The sequence below is a fragment of the Thalassotalea sp. PLHSN55 genome (genome assembly GCF_052030545.1).
In the GTDB taxonomy this organism is placed as follows: domain Bacteria; phylum Pseudomonadota; class Gammaproteobacteria; order Enterobacterales; family Alteromonadaceae; genus CANMXU01.
Genome location: NZ_JBPDIH010000008.1, coordinates 49,354 through 65,310, shown reverse-complemented (window position 1 = coordinate 65,310; position 15,957 = coordinate 49,354). Strand labels below are relative to the sequence as shown.

Annotated in this window: 10 protein-coding genes; 7 read left to right on the top strand and 3 right to left on the bottom strand. The window is 38.4% G+C overall.

The genetic code is table 11. The features are described from left to right. Positions 1-177 precede the first annotated feature (177 nt). Entirely contained in the window at positions 178-1,410 is a 1,233-nt protein-coding gene (locus ACRRSQ_RS15665) for a DEAD/DEAH box helicase (RefSeq protein WP_440876709.1), read from the bottom strand. Between the two features lie 150 nt (positions 1,411-1,560). Here ACRRSQ_RS15665 and ACRRSQ_RS15660 point away from each other — a divergent pair, with 150 nt between their 5' ends. After that, positions 1,561-2,544, top strand: coding sequence for a DUF1186 domain-containing protein (locus tag ACRRSQ_RS15660; RefSeq protein ID WP_440876708.1), 984 nt, complete (start codon positions 1,561-1,563; stop codon positions 2,542-2,544). A gap of 510 nt (positions 2,545-3,054) precedes the next feature. After that, complete coding sequence (locus ACRRSQ_RS15655) at positions 3,055-4,704, top strand: DUF4080 domain-containing protein (protein WP_440876707.1); 1,650 nt, start codon at positions 3,055-3,057, stop codon at positions 4,702-4,704. A gap of 141 nt (positions 4,705-4,845) precedes the next feature. Here ACRRSQ_RS15655 and ACRRSQ_RS15650 read toward each other — a convergent pair whose 3' ends face one another. Further along, positions 4,846-5,733 carry a helix-turn-helix domain-containing protein gene (locus tag ACRRSQ_RS15650; RefSeq protein WP_440876706.1) on the bottom strand — a complete coding sequence of 296 codons (888 nt, stop codon included), beginning with the start codon at positions 5,731-5,733 and terminating at the stop codon, positions 4,846-4,848. Positions 5,734-5,846: 113 nt separating this feature from the next. Here ACRRSQ_RS15650 and ACRRSQ_RS15645 point away from each other — a divergent pair, with 113 nt between their 5' ends. Then, a complete protein-coding gene (locus ACRRSQ_RS15645) occupies positions 5,847-7,202 on the top strand; it encodes an MATE family efflux transporter (protein ID WP_440876705.1) in 1,356 nt (451 codons plus the stop codon). A 41-nt stretch (positions 7,203-7,243) separates the two neighbouring features. Here the strand turns inward: ACRRSQ_RS15645 and ACRRSQ_RS15640 are convergent, their stop codons facing one another. Then, on the bottom strand, positions 7,244-9,349 hold the full coding sequence (locus tag ACRRSQ_RS15640) for an HD domain-containing phosphohydrolase (protein ID WP_440876704.1): 2,106 nt from the start codon (positions 9,347-9,349) through the stop codon (positions 7,244-7,246). A gap of 646 nt (positions 9,350-9,995) precedes the next feature. On the opposite strand from ACRRSQ_RS15640, the gene ACRRSQ_RS15635 reads away from it, so the two are divergent. The 4 genes from ACRRSQ_RS15635 (at position 9,996) to ACRRSQ_RS15620 (ending at position 15,941) form a co-directional block, all read left to right on the top strand. After that, on the top strand, positions 9,996-10,898 hold the full coding sequence (locus ACRRSQ_RS15635; RefSeq protein ID WP_440876703.1) for a GntR family transcriptional regulator: 903 nt from the start codon (positions 9,996-9,998) through the stop codon (positions 10,896-10,898). Between the two features lie 263 nt (positions 10,899-11,161). Next, on the top strand, positions 11,162-13,258 hold the full coding sequence (locus tag ACRRSQ_RS15630) for a multiheme c-type cytochrome (RefSeq protein WP_440876702.1): 2,097 nt from the start codon (positions 11,162-11,164) through the stop codon (positions 13,256-13,258). 188 nt (positions 13,259-13,446) lie between these two features. Next, entirely contained in the window at positions 13,447-14,796 is a 1,350-nt protein-coding gene (locus tag ACRRSQ_RS15625; RefSeq protein ID WP_440876701.1) for a DUF1800 domain-containing protein, read from the top strand. A gap of 2 nt (positions 14,797-14,798) precedes the next feature. Next, complete coding sequence (locus ACRRSQ_RS15620; RefSeq protein ID WP_440876700.1) at positions 14,799-15,941, top strand: DUF1501 domain-containing protein; 1,143 nt, start codon at positions 14,799-14,801, stop codon at positions 15,939-15,941. Positions 15,942-15,957 lie beyond the last annotated feature (16 nt).

Below are 15,957 nucleotides of genomic sequence, written 5' to 3'. Positions count from 1 at the left end.
AATTACTTCAGCGGTAATTTTATTGAGTAAAACCAGTGCCCATACTCGTCCCATTTCTACCGCCACATTAAAAAACCGTTTAATCGAAAGGTTAAACGGTTTTTTCGTTTTAACTTTATGATTTTAAAAACTTAAAACTTAAAACTTAAAACTTAAAACTTTGTACTTTAACTGACTTTATCTTCTTTTACTTCTGCCTCTGTTTTTCGGCTTTGCTTTATTGGTCGGTTTGCCTTTGTTCTTTTTTTGAGTTTGTTTGGGCGTTTTATCCAAGTCTTTGTGAAATGGCTGCTCGGTAACTACAGGTATGGTTTGTCCTATGCCATTTTCAATAATGGTTAACTGCCTAATATCATTTTCAACGACAAATGAAATAGCCACGCCACTTTTACCGGCACGAGCAGTTCGGCCGATACGGTGAATATAATTTCTTGGATCTTCAGGAAGGTTATAGTTTATCACCAAGGAAATGTTATCAACGTCAATGCCTCGGGCAGCAACATCTGTTGCCACTAATACGCGTAAATTTTCGTCTTTAAAGTTTTGCAGTGCTTGTTCTCTAACCGCTTGTGTTTTGCCACTGTGAAGGCTGGCGGCAGTGATAGATGCCGATTCTAGTTCGTTAACTATAATGTCAGCGCCATATTTTGTTTTACAAAAAATCAGCACTTTTTCATAGTCAGCTTTGCCCAAAATATTCAGTAGCAAAGGCACTTTGTTCGACTTTTCAAGTTGATAAACACTTTGATTAACCAAGTCGATCGTTACTTTTGGGGCAGCAATTTCCACCTTTTTAGGATCGGTTAATATATCGCGGGCGAGTAATTCTATTTGAGCAGGCATGGTGGCTGAAAATAACAGGGTTTGGCGCTTTTTCGGCAATGTAGCGATGATGTTTTGCACATCTTTGAAAAAGCCCATATCAAGCATGGTATCGGCTTCGTCTAAAACAAATACTTCTAACGCCTTAAAGTTGATATCGCCGGCTTCAATTAAATCTAATAACCTGCCAGGGGTAGCCACTAAAATATCAAGACCAAGTGCAATCGCGTCGACTTGCGGTTGTCTTCCTACACCACCATAAACAACTTTGGTTTTTAGGCCTAGACCTTGTGCATAGTCATCAATGTTTTGCGCGATTTGCGAGGCAAGCTCTCTGGTTGGCGTGAGTATAAGCGCGCGCGTACTTTTCGCTTTTATCGCAATTTTATTTCGACCAAAATTATTGATGATCGGTAATGAAAAGGCAGCAGTTTTTCCGGTACCTGTTTGCGCAATACCAAGCAGGTCATTACCTTCGATAAGCGTTGGAATACAGGCTTGTTGAATAGGCGTTGGCTGGGTATAGCCTTTAAGACTAACGCGGTCAATAATTGAGGGTAAAAGTGAAAATGCTTTAAATTCTGACATCTTGTCTCAAGGGGCTTTATCAAAAGGCGGCTATTCTAACAGAATGAAAGGGCTTTGGCATAATTAACACATACTTCATTTATTTAATAAGTGTTAATATACAATACGGTGCATAGGCGCTCAATTTGATAATTTACCGCGGAAGTTTACATGAACGTAGAACAAATTTTATTGGCAATAAGTAATACCAGCGACAACGAATTAACCATCGAAGGCATCGAGGCGGCGAAGCTTAATTGGTCTGAGTTTTATCCGGCGTTAGAAAGTTTGATGGATCAATTTATTGTAGACGATACCTCGTTAACTCATGAACAAGAGGCGATTGCATTTTTTGGTACCTTATTGTTGGCAGAATTAAAATATACGCCTGCGCTAGCAAAGTGTTTGCAGTTCTTTTCGCGCAACGATTCTCCCTTAACGCCTTTAGATACCATATTTGGTGATGCACTTACCGAGCAAATACCGACTGTGTTTTATAATTTGGCGGATAATAATACTCAAGCCTTGTCTAACTTCATTGTTGATGGGCATCAAGCCATGTATTGCAAAGGTTCTGCTATGGAAGCAATATTTGCACAGTATGAAGCGGGTAGCCTTGAAAGAAATGAATTAGTTCAGCACGTTACTCGTTGGTTAACTGTCTTTTTAGCAATGCCAAGTGCGAACAACAGCTTTTTAATCAGTGTATTAGCTGATAATTGTATTGCTTATCAACTTGATGAATTTAAAAGCCAATTTATTAGTTTATGCAGTAATGATGTCGACGATAAAAATGTATTTGATGAAGAGCGTTTTGCCCAAAGTGAAGTACAAGCATGGGATAGGGTGAACGGTTCTCGATTTATTGAGTCTGGCTTAATCGAAACAAACTTTAATCTAGTTGATAGTTTAAAGACTTGGATTGCCGCAGACGAGGCTGAAGAAAATTTCGAAGGTATTGATAGTTTTGAAAATGAAAATATTGACGACTTTGATGCATTAACTGGCAAAGGCGGATTATTTGAAAATATTTTGTACGATGAGAATACGATTATAGAAAACAGCGTACCGGTGAGTTCCTTGCCTAGCGCCGGTCGTAATGATCCTTGCCCGTGTGGCAGCGGTAAAAAATATAAAAAGTGTTGCTTACAATAATACCAATTCCATTAAATTTATTCCCACCTCAGAGCTATGTCAGAGAAGCTATAATAAATAAAATTTGTGCAGGTATAGTGATTCTATATCTAACAAATTTGTGCAGTTATTGCTTTTATGACAAGCTCCTAAGGGCGAGTTTAAAAGGCTTATATACATCGTTATTGATTTTGACAAGGGAATAACCATTCTCTTCAATCAATGCCTTGTCTCTATGCCTTTTAATTCTCGCTGAGTGGGAAATAACTTAATGGAATTGGTATAACTTATTAACTGGAACGCATTCCATAAGCTAAAACCGTTATTTGTACCTGTAGCGGTTTTAGCTTCAAATTTTTATCACTATCACTATCACTATCACTATCACCACTTTAAAGCTTACATATCTGTTTGATTTAAGCTTAAAAACTTCTGACTATTTCTTAATAATTTCTGAATAACTCAAGCAATGCCCGTATAATCGGATGCTCTAGCATTAGCGGTACGTGATCACAGGAAGTTAAACTTAGTATGACCGAGCAAAAAAACACCCCCGAAATAGCCGCTTCGCCAATACCATTAGTTGTAGGTAATGCTGCTAATGCATCTTCAAAAACCATTACGCCGATAAAACAGCATTCAGAGCCTACGCATATCATAGATAAAACCTCACCAAAAATTGTACTGGCTACGCTAAACGCAAGGTTTTTTCACACCAGTTTTGGGCTGCGTTATTTGTACGCAAATTTAAAAGAATTACAGCAATTTAGTGAAATAAAAGAATTTATTATTCAAACGCGTGCGATTGATATCGTTGAACAAATACTCGATGCTAAACCTGATATTGTTGGCTTTGGCGTTTACATTTGGAACATTGTTGAAACAACCGATGTGGTTAATTTATTAAAAGTGATCGCTCCTGAAATTAAGGTTGTCTTGGGCGGCCCTGAAGTAAGTTATGAAACTCAAGAGCAAGCGATTGTTCAATGTGCCGATTATGTATTAACCGGGCCAGCCGATTTAAGTTTTTATCAACTGTGTAAAAATATCATCAATGGTACCGCGCCAGATAAAAAAGTATTAACTTCACAACCTGTCGCATTAGAAGATATCGCCTTACCTTATCAATATTATACCGATGAAGATCTAAAGCATCGCCTGTTATATGTTGAAGCTTCCCGTGGTTGTCCGTTTAAGTGTGAATTTTGTTTATCCTCTTTAGACAAATCGTCTTTGCCATTTGAATTAACGGGTTTTCTTGAGCAAATGGATATTCTTTATCAACGGGGCGCTAGAAACTTTAAATTTATCGACAGAACTTTTAATTTAAACATTAATACCACCATGCAAATAATGCAGTTTTTCTTAGACAAAATGACCGATGATCTGTATCTGCATTTTGAAGTGGTACCAGATCACTTGCCGAGAAAACTTAAAGCCTTGTTAACGCAGTTTCCAGAGGGCAGTTTACAGTTTGAAATAGGCATACAAACCTTCAATACTGAGGTTCAAGCCAATATTAGTCGTAAGCAAAACAATGCCAAATCAAAAGAAAATCTCTTATGGTTAAGAGAGCATACCTCGGCGCATATTCATGCCGATCTTATTTTTGGTTTACCGGGGGAAACGTTTGACACCTTTAAAGAGAGTTTTAATCAGCTTTATCATTGTCGCCCTCATGAAATTCAAATGGGCATATTAAAGCGTTTAAAAGGCAGCCCAATAATAAGACACACCGAAGCTTTTGATCTGCGTTTTAATCCACTGCCGCCATTTAATATTTTAAGTACCGACCGAGTAAGCTTTGCCACCATGCAGCGGATTAATCGCTTTGCACGCTATTGGGATATGATAGGGAATTCAGGGCGATTTAAGCATGCTTTAGTGCATATTTTATCTGATGAACCGTTCGATGACTTTATGGCAATAAGCGAGTGGATATTTAACAAAACCGGGCAAATTCATAAAATTAGTTTGAAAAAATTATTCGAACTTCTGTCACAATCTGTTGAAGCCTTATGGCCAGAAAAACATAACATAGTGATTGAAAAGCTCGAGCTTGACTACAACGCCGCTAAGCTAAAAAGCTTGTTCAACAGTCTTAACCTTTATGCGGCTCAGCACAGCGAAACTACCACTAAAAACCGTGCGTTAAAACGACAACAACAGCACATGAGTTGATTGGGTTAATGGTTTTATGGTTGCGTCGATATCTTTTTCTGCAAAAACAGCATAAACCCAGTATTTCAAGTAACGCGTAACTTAATTTTGGTTGGGTAAGTAATTAAATAACAATGACTTAGGGTTTCATCTTAACCGGCACTAGGTTTTATCTAATTTCTCTAATGAACGCCATTTTCCGGGGCTTAAGCCATAAAATGCTTTGAATCGATGGGCAAAACTTAGGCTGTCAGCATACCCAATGCTTGATGCGATTTGCTCTAAATTATAATTGGTAAACCGTAATAGGTTGCAAGCGTATTCTAGGCGAAATTGGGTGATAAGTTTTAACGGTGAAAGCCCCGTTTCTTGTTTACACAGTCGATAAAACTGCGGTTCGGATATGTGCATTTTTTGCGCGAGCAGGGCAACGGTCCACGGAAAATGCAATTGCTTTTTAACGCTTTGTACCAAGGCTTTAAATTTAGATTGTTGCGGGCTTAAATTCGCATTTTTATTGGTTGCTTGCTCAATTTGAAATAGCAGTACATCAATAATGCCTGCCACTATTTGTGTTTGGTGTTGACCCGTTAAATGGTTAATGTCTTGCAGTAGCGACATGGTTTTGTATATCGGTTGTGCATTATCTGAGGAAAATACCGATGCGGGGAGCCTATGCATGTATTGAAATTGTCGGCAGTCGTGCAATAAAAACCAACACATGCTCCAATGTTCATCTAATAGTTCATACAGGAAGGGTGTGCCTACAGGTAAAACAACAAGGCTTCCGGCGCGAATAATATGTTCGCCATCTTCGAGTCGTATTTTACCGCCGCCAGAGTGGGTTGCTAACAAATAATGTACGTGAGTGCGGTTATTATTGTGGCTTTGAAATACTTCACCAATGCCGGTTTTACCTATTTGATATTCCGTACGTAATGTTGAAATTCCGGCACAAGCAATAAGTGATTCAGCATTACCGGGCATTTCTTCAAAGTTAAGAAAATATTCTTCACAATCTTGGCTAATATTTAATACATCTTGCCACACAATAAAACCTTAATGATAGTTTTAAACATAATAGATGATATTAGCAGCTATCGTTGTTATTGAAAAACTCGAATAGAATACGCCTTTATTTTTTTACGCGTATTTTTACTTAAATGACCTTATTAAACCTAAATTTTGTTAAGCAAGCTGGCAAGCTCGCTTGGCCAATTTCACTACAAAATATATTGGTAACCTTGTTAGGTATGACCGACATTATTATGGTGTCGCACTTAGGCGATGGTGCTGTAGCGTCGGTAGGTATAAGTAACCGTATTTTCTTTGTATTTTTAATTATTATCACTGGAATTGCCTCGGGTGTTGGTGTGCTTTCTGCGCAATATTATGGCGCGGGTCAAGTTAATAGAATTAAAAGTATCGTTACGATGGCGATAGTTTTTGCCACTTCGGTGGTTTTACCTATTGTTATTTTTAATTGCATTTACGCGGCAGATATTTTAACGCTGGCAAGTTCAGACACCGAAGTTATTGCTACAGGGCAGCACTATTTGTGGATCACCTTTCCAAGTTTGTTTTTTGTTGCGGTGATTGTTATTTTCGAAAACGCTTTACGCGGTACTGGGCAAGTAAAATTGCCTATGGTATTTAGCATTTTAGCTATTACGCTGAATATTGTTTTAAATTATTGGTTAATTAATGGCGGGTTAGGCATTGACGCCATGGGCGTTGAAGGTGCTGCTTGGGCTACAACGATTGGCCGCCTGTTTCATTTAGTGATTTTACTGTGGTGTTTAAAGAAAATAGTTCATCCAGTATTTCCTGATAGCAGCAGTTTTGAAGTGCTTAGCAATACGGTAGTTTGGCGTAAATTTGTTAAGCTTATTTGGCCAATGATGATAAGTTTTGGCGTATGGTCGCTAGGCACTTTTGTTTACCAGTTAATCTATGGTCAGCTTGGTACTACAGAACTTGCCGTAATGAGTATGTTAACGCCAATTGAAGGTGTGCTTATTGCCTTTTTTATTGGTTTTTCATCTGCGTGTTCGATTTTAGTAGGTCAGCGTTTAGGGCGCAGCGATTTTTGTAATGCTTGGCAAACCGGCAGTATTTTTTGCATTGGTGCGCCAATAGTAACGTTTTGTTTAGCGCTGGTTATTTATTCATTTGAAGGGGCGATATTTCAGCCATTTCAAACCATGGCCAATACTACGTTGGATTTAGCCGCCGAGATTTTCTTTTTAATCGTATTTGGTACCTGCATTAAAGTTTATAACATGACCATGTCGATGGGGATTTTACGTACCGGTGGCGATAATAAGTACTGTTTAGTGATAGATTCTATTGGCATGTGGGTTATCAGCATACCCTTAACGTTTTTAGCCGCGTTCTACTTTAATTTACCGCTTTATTGGGTTGTGGTAACGGCTTATTCAGAAGAAATATGTAAAGCGGTCATGTTTACCATGCGTATGAGAAAAAAAGTATGGCTACAAAACCTGACGGTTGAATAAAGAGTGCCTAGCTGGTGTTTTGCTGCCTATTGGCTGTGATATTAGCTTTTTATCAGCTCTGCGTCAGCGTTTTGATTTTTAGACTCGTCAATGAGCTTGTCCATTATATGGCCAAGCTCTTCAAAGTTATTCATCTTAAACTGGTCAATATTAAAGTGATATAGCGCGATATCGATAATTTTGTCGTCTAACTCCAATAGCTGAGTTAATTCGCTTTTCTCAACGTCAATATGCTTTTCGCTAAGTACTAAAAAATCATCACCAAAAACACGAAATATAATCGCATCTGGAAAATAACGGGTAAGCGTAGCACCTATGCTGGCTAATTCTTTGTCGCCTGCTAGCCAACCTTGTTGTTTGTTTAATTGATGAAAATTCACCAAACTCACTAAATAACAGCATTTATACTGCAAGCCGTACAATTCATGATTGAAACTTAAAATGTGTTCAAAATATCGGTAGTTAAATAAACCGGTTAGTGAGTCTTTGTAATAGTAGGCGAGCCTTGCTTGCTCGTATTCATTTGAAAGATAGTCATGCTCATGGGCGACTTTTTTAATTCGACTTAATAGTGGGATGGCCACTTTTACCACTTCTGGACAAAACTGACTGCCACTGAGACTCGAGATTTCTGCTAGGGCATCTTCTTTAGTTTTATTATTGCGATAAATGCGCTTTGAGGTCATGGCATCGAAGGCATCAACGAGGATCAATATATGCGACATTATCGACATTTCATCGCCTTTTAAGCCTCTTGGATAGCCCTTGCCGTCGTACCTTTCATGGTGATTTCGCATTATTTCAGCATGTGGTTTTAGCGCTTCAATTGACGACAACATGGCGTAACCACTTTCTAAGTGATTTTGAATAATTTTATATTCTTGTTTTGTTAATTTACCTGGTTTTAGCAAAATCGTATCGGGTGTCGAAATTTTACCTATGTCGTGCATTATTGCCGCTTCATACAATATCGCGATATCTTCTTTAGAAAAGCCCATTTTTTTAGCGATCATGCTTGCATATCGTGCCACACGTTTAGTGTGGCCAGCAGTGTAACTGTCGCGGCGCTCAACCAGCTCTAACATTGACGACAACACTTGCTTATAGTTTTTTAGCTCAAGTTCTTTATGCTCTAAATTGAGCTGCTTTTCTTTAAAGCTGATCGCGCGTTGTTCAAACTTAAACAGTAGAAATATTAATAGGCAGGAAAGAAGCATAGTGATGACAATCAAAATATAGTTTTGTTGCGTGTGTTCATCTGCAATAATTTGAATTTCATGGTTAACAAAAGCGTCGATATCGTCAGTGTAAATGCCGGTTGCTATTATCCAATTAAAAGGTTGGTACAGTTGGGCATAGGCGAGTTTCTTTTTGATGATATTGGTGGTTTTTTTCTTAAAATAATATGAAAAGTAAATATTGCCGTGCGCTTTAATGCCATTTAACTCTTCTAAGTAAGGTAGGTTGCCTTTAATGTCTTGGGTATTGGTTGATAAAAATTGGCCTTCAGTTTCTGGCAGGTTAGGGTGAACAATACGCTTGGCGTAATTATCACCACCGTCAAAGTTAATAACTTCGTTAACCCAGACATAAATATCAGAGTTTTCAAACCGTAAATTTCTAATCAGGTGGGCGACACGCGTTTTTACAAAAGCAATAACGGTTTTTTGTTGGTATTTAATGGTTAAAACAAGATCGTCGTTTAATTGTTTGCTGGCGGTAATCGCCTTAAAAGGCTGAATAGTTGTTTCTGATGAATCAAATCCGCTAGTTAAACACGCTACTCCTTGAGCATTATTTAGCTTAAATTCAATTTTTTCATGTACCAAATATGAGGCAAGTGTTCCACACCATTGCTGTTCTGGTAGCTTTGCAAGTTTTTGGTTAAGTTGAATTAATCGGGTGTTTAACAGGTTTTCGTAGAGTAAATAGCTGCTTTGAATTGCCGTTTCAAGCGTAATTTGCACAGAGTTTACAATATCGGCAATTTGCTCTTTTTTTACCTGATACACGCGTTCAGTGATCACTTTTTGTTGTTTAGCGATAAGCCTTTTTTCAGAATTGCCAAAAAGCATGATCACAACAAATGCGAAACACATTACCGTTACCGTTAATAGTACGACCTTTTTAACTAGGGGGCTTATCATTGAATTGTGTCAATCCTAACTTCATTCTTAGATAACACGATAAAAGAGCAATATCGCGAACGTTTGTTTTTCATAGTACAAGGGATCCTTCCTACAGCTTAGTACATATGTTTGTATTAACTAATTTCGGCCGATAAATTAACAGATTGCAGAATAATTTTATCTATGTTTGATCAATAAAATCTCAGTTAATTTTGACAAGTTGAATAATTTTCATACTGCGCCCTGCAACGACTCTACTATTTATTTCTCTTTTTTATAAAAATATTTTTAAGATCTATTTTTGGCGAAAATTAATTGAATTGTGGCAAATGAGCAAATACGAATAAAAAACAAACGTGTCCAGTATAAATAAAAAACGTAAAAGAATATTTGTTTAATACCTAATTGAATATAAATGCGTTTAATTAATAAACAATATTAACTGGTTAGTATTGTTTATTATTGTAAAATTACACGCACGAAGATTATTGTACATTTGTGATAATAGGGTTTTGCGTGCATTTTTCTTGTAACATTTTTTTTACATTTGATTCTGGTAGGCCAGTTGAACGCTTGTATGGCGGGCGATGCGACTGAGGGTCAGTATTAATAATCGACACGCTAAGGTATAATTCCTGTACTTATTTTAATCAGGAATTTTTGTGTGAACGAACAGAGTTATCTGATCCAAGAAACTGTTAACGGTATTTTAAATACCCTGACAGACTTTGATCCTGCATCACCTGTCTTATTAAAAGATAATACGTTAGCTAAACAACTGGATGTTAGCAGAACTACTATTCGCACAGCGCTTTTGGAATTGGAACAAAAAGGCATTATTAGCATTATCGGCTCTCAAAAAACAGTGTTGCGCAGCGCACAACAATCTGACTTTTTTGATATGAGCAATAGTGTGGCGACTAAAGAGGAATTGATTGAGCGTTATTTTTTAAATTTAATCAATCAAGGTAAATTATTACCCGGTGATAAGTTCTCAGAACTTGAACTAGCCAAATCGTCTGGGTGTAATACTATTACCGTTCGTGAATTTTTAATTAAGTTTTCTCGATTTGGTTTAATTGAGAAAAAGCCAAGAGCCAAGTGGCAAATGGTGAAGTTTGATGAAAAATTTGCCATAGAGCTCGTTGAATTTCGACGTGTACTCGAAATGAATGCAGTAACTAAATTATTAGCAACGCCGTCAGAAGATGCTATTTGGGCGGAACTATCATCGTTATTAGATCGCCATGTTGCGGTGTTAGGTGATTTACCTAATCGCCAATATGAATTAAAAGAGTTAGATCGACAGTTTCATCATATTATTCAAAAAGCATCTGATAATCGCTTTTATACGCAATTTTTTGATATTGTTTCACTGATTTGTCATTACCATTATCAATGGGACGATAGTGATTTTACCAAGCGTTGCAAAGTGATTTTAGATGAGCATATCGCGATATTAACTAACTTATTAACCCATAATACGTCTGGCGTAATATCTGCAATGGAATCACATTTAAACACGGCACAAGCTATGTTGCTGCGCTCGGTCGCTAGTTTAAAATAATTTCAACAAAAAATGTAAATCCTTAAAGCCGATAATACCTTATCGGCTTTTTTGTACGTGGCGTAATGTTATGAACTATAGACAATAGTTACCTTATGTAAGGTTTTATTAAATTTACTGTTTCTTGTTGATTGACTCGCGTATTATGCAAGCTAATTAGGTTTAGATAGGTTTAGAGGAATCTTTTGCGCCAGTTAGTTAACTCATTCATTTTATTATTGTCCGTCTTATCGGCACCTTCAGTTTCGGCGTTTAGCGAAACTATGCCAACTAATGACATTACTCAGCCTTGTTTGTCGTGCCATGAAAGTGAGCACAAAGCGTGGCAACAATCTGATCACGCCAAAGCGATGGCTGTCGCGACTAAAGCCAATGTGTTAGGTGATTTTAATAACACTAAGGCTGAACATTACGGTCAACAAGCACTATTTTTTATTGAAGATAATCAATATAAAGTGACAGTAACTTATGATGATAATGTTGATACTTACGACATTAACTACACATTTGGTCATTACCCATTACAACAGTATTTAGCAGAAACAGAGCCGGGCAGATTACAAATTCTCCCTTTTGCTTGGGATGCGCGTAGTAAAGCGGAAGGTGGTCAACGTTGGTACCATAACTACAGCAATGAAGAAATTCGCCCAGAAGATCGTTTGCACTGGCGTCAACCATTGCAAAATTGGAATGGTATGTGTGCTGACTGTCATTCAGATGGATTACAGCGCAATTATAATGTTGAAAACGATACCTTTAATACCAGTTGGAAAGGCATAAATGTCGGTTGTTTGTCGTGTCATGGCGATAAGAATACACCGCATGAAAAAGCAAAAACAGCGAAGCATGATGTATTAAATGCCGAGCATCCCACCGGACAATGGATTAAAGCAATAGGCGATAAAACCGCGAGTTGGCACGGCAAAAAACGTGATAATACTTTTATGGATAATTGTTTTGCCTGTCATTCACTTCGCTCACCACTTACTGACGGCTTTAAACCGAATGTCGCATTTTTAGATCAGTTTACGCCACAAACATTAGCGCCACCTATGTATTTTGCTGACGGGCAAATAAAAGAAGAAGTTTATGTTTATGGCTCTTTCTTGCAAAGTAAAATGTATAAAGCCGGTGTAAATTGTTTAGATTGTCATGATCAGCACACCATGAAAGTGAAAGTTCAAGGCAATGGTTTATGTTTGCAATGTCACGACGCCAACAGTTACAACGAAGAAAAACATGTTAAACATGCAACAGGCTCTGAAGGCGCTCAGTGTGTAAATTGTCATATGCCAGAAAGCCGTTACATGGGCGTAGATGATAGACGTGATCATAGCTTTAAAATTCCACGTCCAGATCATTCAATTAAATACAATACGCCAAATGCCTGTGTAAAATGTCATAGCGATGAAGATAATGAATGGGCATTAGATAAGGTGACTAAATGGTATGGTAAGGCAGAGCCGATTAGTAACAATCTCGATAATTATTATCAAATGCATAATGGTAAAACATTAACCCTGACTCAACACTTTGACATTATTAACGATGAAAGCATTGATGTAATTACCCGAGCTACAGCGATTGGCATGTTGAGCTATTCAACGAATACCTTATCGACGCAGCAGCTAACTCCTTATTTAACTCACCAAGAGCCGTTATTAAAAATTGCGGCGGCAAATGTGGGTATGTTGATCCCAGCGCAGCAACGAATTAATGCACTGTCGCCATTAATGCAAGATAAACTCAAAGCAGTACGTGTTGCGGCTGCTCGTTCATTACTTGATGTTCAGTTAACACCTAAACATGCACAATTATTTAAACAAGCCTTTGAAGAATTAAGCTTTTCAAATGAGTTAAGTAGCTGGCGCGGAGAAGGGCGTTTAAATAATGCCATGAACGCACTGCGCAGTGGCGATTATCAAAAAGCAGAAAAAGCCTTACTTAAGACTATTGAAGTCGATCCTTATATGGAAGCGCCGTATATTAATCTGGCAGATATTTATCGTGCGAGTCAAAAGAACTCTCAGGTGGTTTCTGTTTTAACCAAAGGTATGAACAAGCTGCCTAAATCAGGTGATTTAAAATATGCATACGGTCTTCACTTGGTTAGACAACAGCAATATCAAAAGGCAACCAGCTTTTTTGAAAAAGCCGTGAGACTAGCACCAAGTAATGAACAATACCTTTATGCTTATATTTTATCGTTAGACGGTGAAGGCAAAACGGTATTAGCCCTTAAGAAATTGCAGTCGGTTATACACAGATTCACCTATAGCCAAGCGTTGCAACAATTAGGGATGCAATTAGCGCAAAAAGCCGGTGATCGCAAAGCGTTCGAACGTTTTCGCGCGTTATAACGCGCTATAAATAGTAAGACCTTTTTAGTGCTTTTCATTGGCAGTTTATCCTGTCATTGAAAAGCATTTTTGGTTTTATCAGCCAGATATTTGATAAATTTATGTTGTAAAGATGTGTAAAAGCCATAGCGTTTTATGCCGGCTAGTTTAAGTTAATAACAAGTGCATTAATAAAACTGAGTATAAGCATGTCGTCAATACAAGCCGTTATCGCCGTGAATAGGTTTGGACTCGGAGCAAGGCCGTTAGAGCTTGCCGCCGCAGATAAAAATCCTAAAATGTGGCTAATTAGTCAATTAAATCAAAGCCCCGCGTTAAGCTTTACTACCGCCTTACCAACGTCGGTTGAAATATCAAAAAAACTCGCCAAGTTAAAGCAAGCTGAACGTGCTGAAAAAAAACAAGCCAATAAAGACCTGACAAACGCCAAAGAAAAAAGCAAAAAATACAATCGTGAATTATTGCGTGGTTTTAGCGTCGATACCGTTAATAGCGCAATTGCATCTCCTAACAGCCTTAACTGGCGTTTACTCGATTTTTTCTCAAATCACTTTAGTGTTACTGCGCAAGGTCCATATTTAACGGCATTAGCTGGAACATTAGAGCGTGAAGCTATCGCGCCCAATCTTTTAGGTTCATTCGAAGATATGTTATTGGCGGTGAGCAGCCATCCAACCATGATTTTGTATTTAAATAATGAACGCTCATTTGGGCCAGATTCAAGGTTGGGTAAAAAAGGCAAAGGCTTAAATGAAAACCTCGCGCGTGAAATATTAGAGTTGCACACCTTAGGCGTTAATGGCGGCTATGATCAAGATGATGTTACTGAGCTTGCGATGGCGATCACCGGCTGGAGTGTGGCAAACCCAAGAAAAGAAGAACAACCCGGTTTTATTTTTCGAAAAGTCGGCCATCAACCCGGCACACGTACTTTATTAACTAAACGTTATAGCCAAAAAGGTGTTGAGCAAGGCCGCGCCATGTTACAAGATTTAGCCCGCCATCCGGCGACGGCGCAACATATCTGTTATAAGCTTGCCCGTCATTTTGTTAGTGATCAACCACCTAAAGCGCTAGTGAAGCAACTTAACCAGCGCTGGCAAAAAACGAATGGCAATATAAAAGACGTGATGATTGAGTTGGTGCAATCGGAACATGCTTGGTCTAATACTTCGGTAAAATACAAAACCCCTAGAGAATTTATAATTTCAGCGTGCCGAGCGGTTGATGCTAAAAAGGTATCTAATTCACAATTATTTAATAGTTTAGCTTCCCTCGGGCAACGGCCATTTAATGCTGGCTCTCCTGCAGGATATGGCGATGTGCAAGAAGACTGGAATGGCGGTAATGCACTTATTGCAAGAATAGAGTGGGCGTCTATGTTTGCCAGTAAATATAAAGCCAATGCCGAAAAGACATTAGCCCATATTTTTTCAAAACACGTGAGTAAACGCACCTACCAGAGTGTTTTACGTGCCGAAAGTCGGCGCCAAGCAATGACTTTATTATTAATGAGCCCTGAGTTTTTAAGGAGATAACGATGCAACGTCGACAATTTATGAAAAGCTTAGCGGCATCTTTGGTGGTATTTCAATCACCATTAATGGCAAATGTATTGGTTAATAAGGCGCAAAAACAGCCTAAGATCGTCTGGTTAATATTGCGTGGCGGTTTAGATTCATTGCACACGGTTGTACCCACTTTTGATGACAACCTTAAAACACTAAGGCCCAGTCTTAATAAAGCGATCAAAGATAAAACACTTCAATTAGACAACGGCTATGCATTGCATCCGGCGTTAAAAAATTTACATAGCTGGTATCAACAAAAACAATTGCTACCGGTAGTTGCGGTTTCTTCTGGTTATCGTGAGCGTTCGCATTTTGATGCGCAAGATTTTTTAGAAAGTGGTAAGGCGGAAATTGATCATCAAAGTGGTTGGTTAGGACGTTTGGTTGCCCAACAAAACAAAGCCGCACTGGCAATTGCTCGTTCAACACCGATTACTATGCGCGGTAATAAAGCCGTTGATACTTGGTATCCGTCAAAATTAAAAGAAGCTGACGATGACATTTACCAAGCGTTAAGCAAAATGTATCAAGAAGATGAACTGTTAAGCGAGCGTTTAGCTAGCGGTATGGCGGTTGAAGATATGACTATGTCAAATGATAGTAAAAAGCAACAAGGCAACTTTATTGAATTGGCAAAATCTTGCGGCACCTTATTAAAAGGCGAGCAGGGTGTTGATTGTGCGATGTTGGAATTGGGTGGTTGGGATACCCATAATAACCAAGCTAATCGGTTAAATCGTCAGTTATCGACACTGGATAAGGGCTTAGCTTTGTTAAAGCAAACGTTAGGCGAACATTGGCAAGAGACTTTAGTTGTTGTGGCAACTGAATTTGGTCGAACTGCTAAAGAAAATGGTACTGCAGGCACAGATCACGGCAGTGCAAGCGCGATGTTTTTAGCCGGTGGCGCTGTTAACGGTGGTCAAGTACTTGGGCAATGGCCGGGATTAGCACAAGCACAACTGTTTGAACAACGCGATTTAAAACCTACATCGTCAACGTTTTCGTGGATCGCAACGGCAATAAAACAGCATTGGCAGCTAGATACAAACCAAATTAATGAAGCTTTCCCTAGCGCGCCAATTTTAAAACATCAATTAATAAAAACCTAAGTAACACCATGTTGCT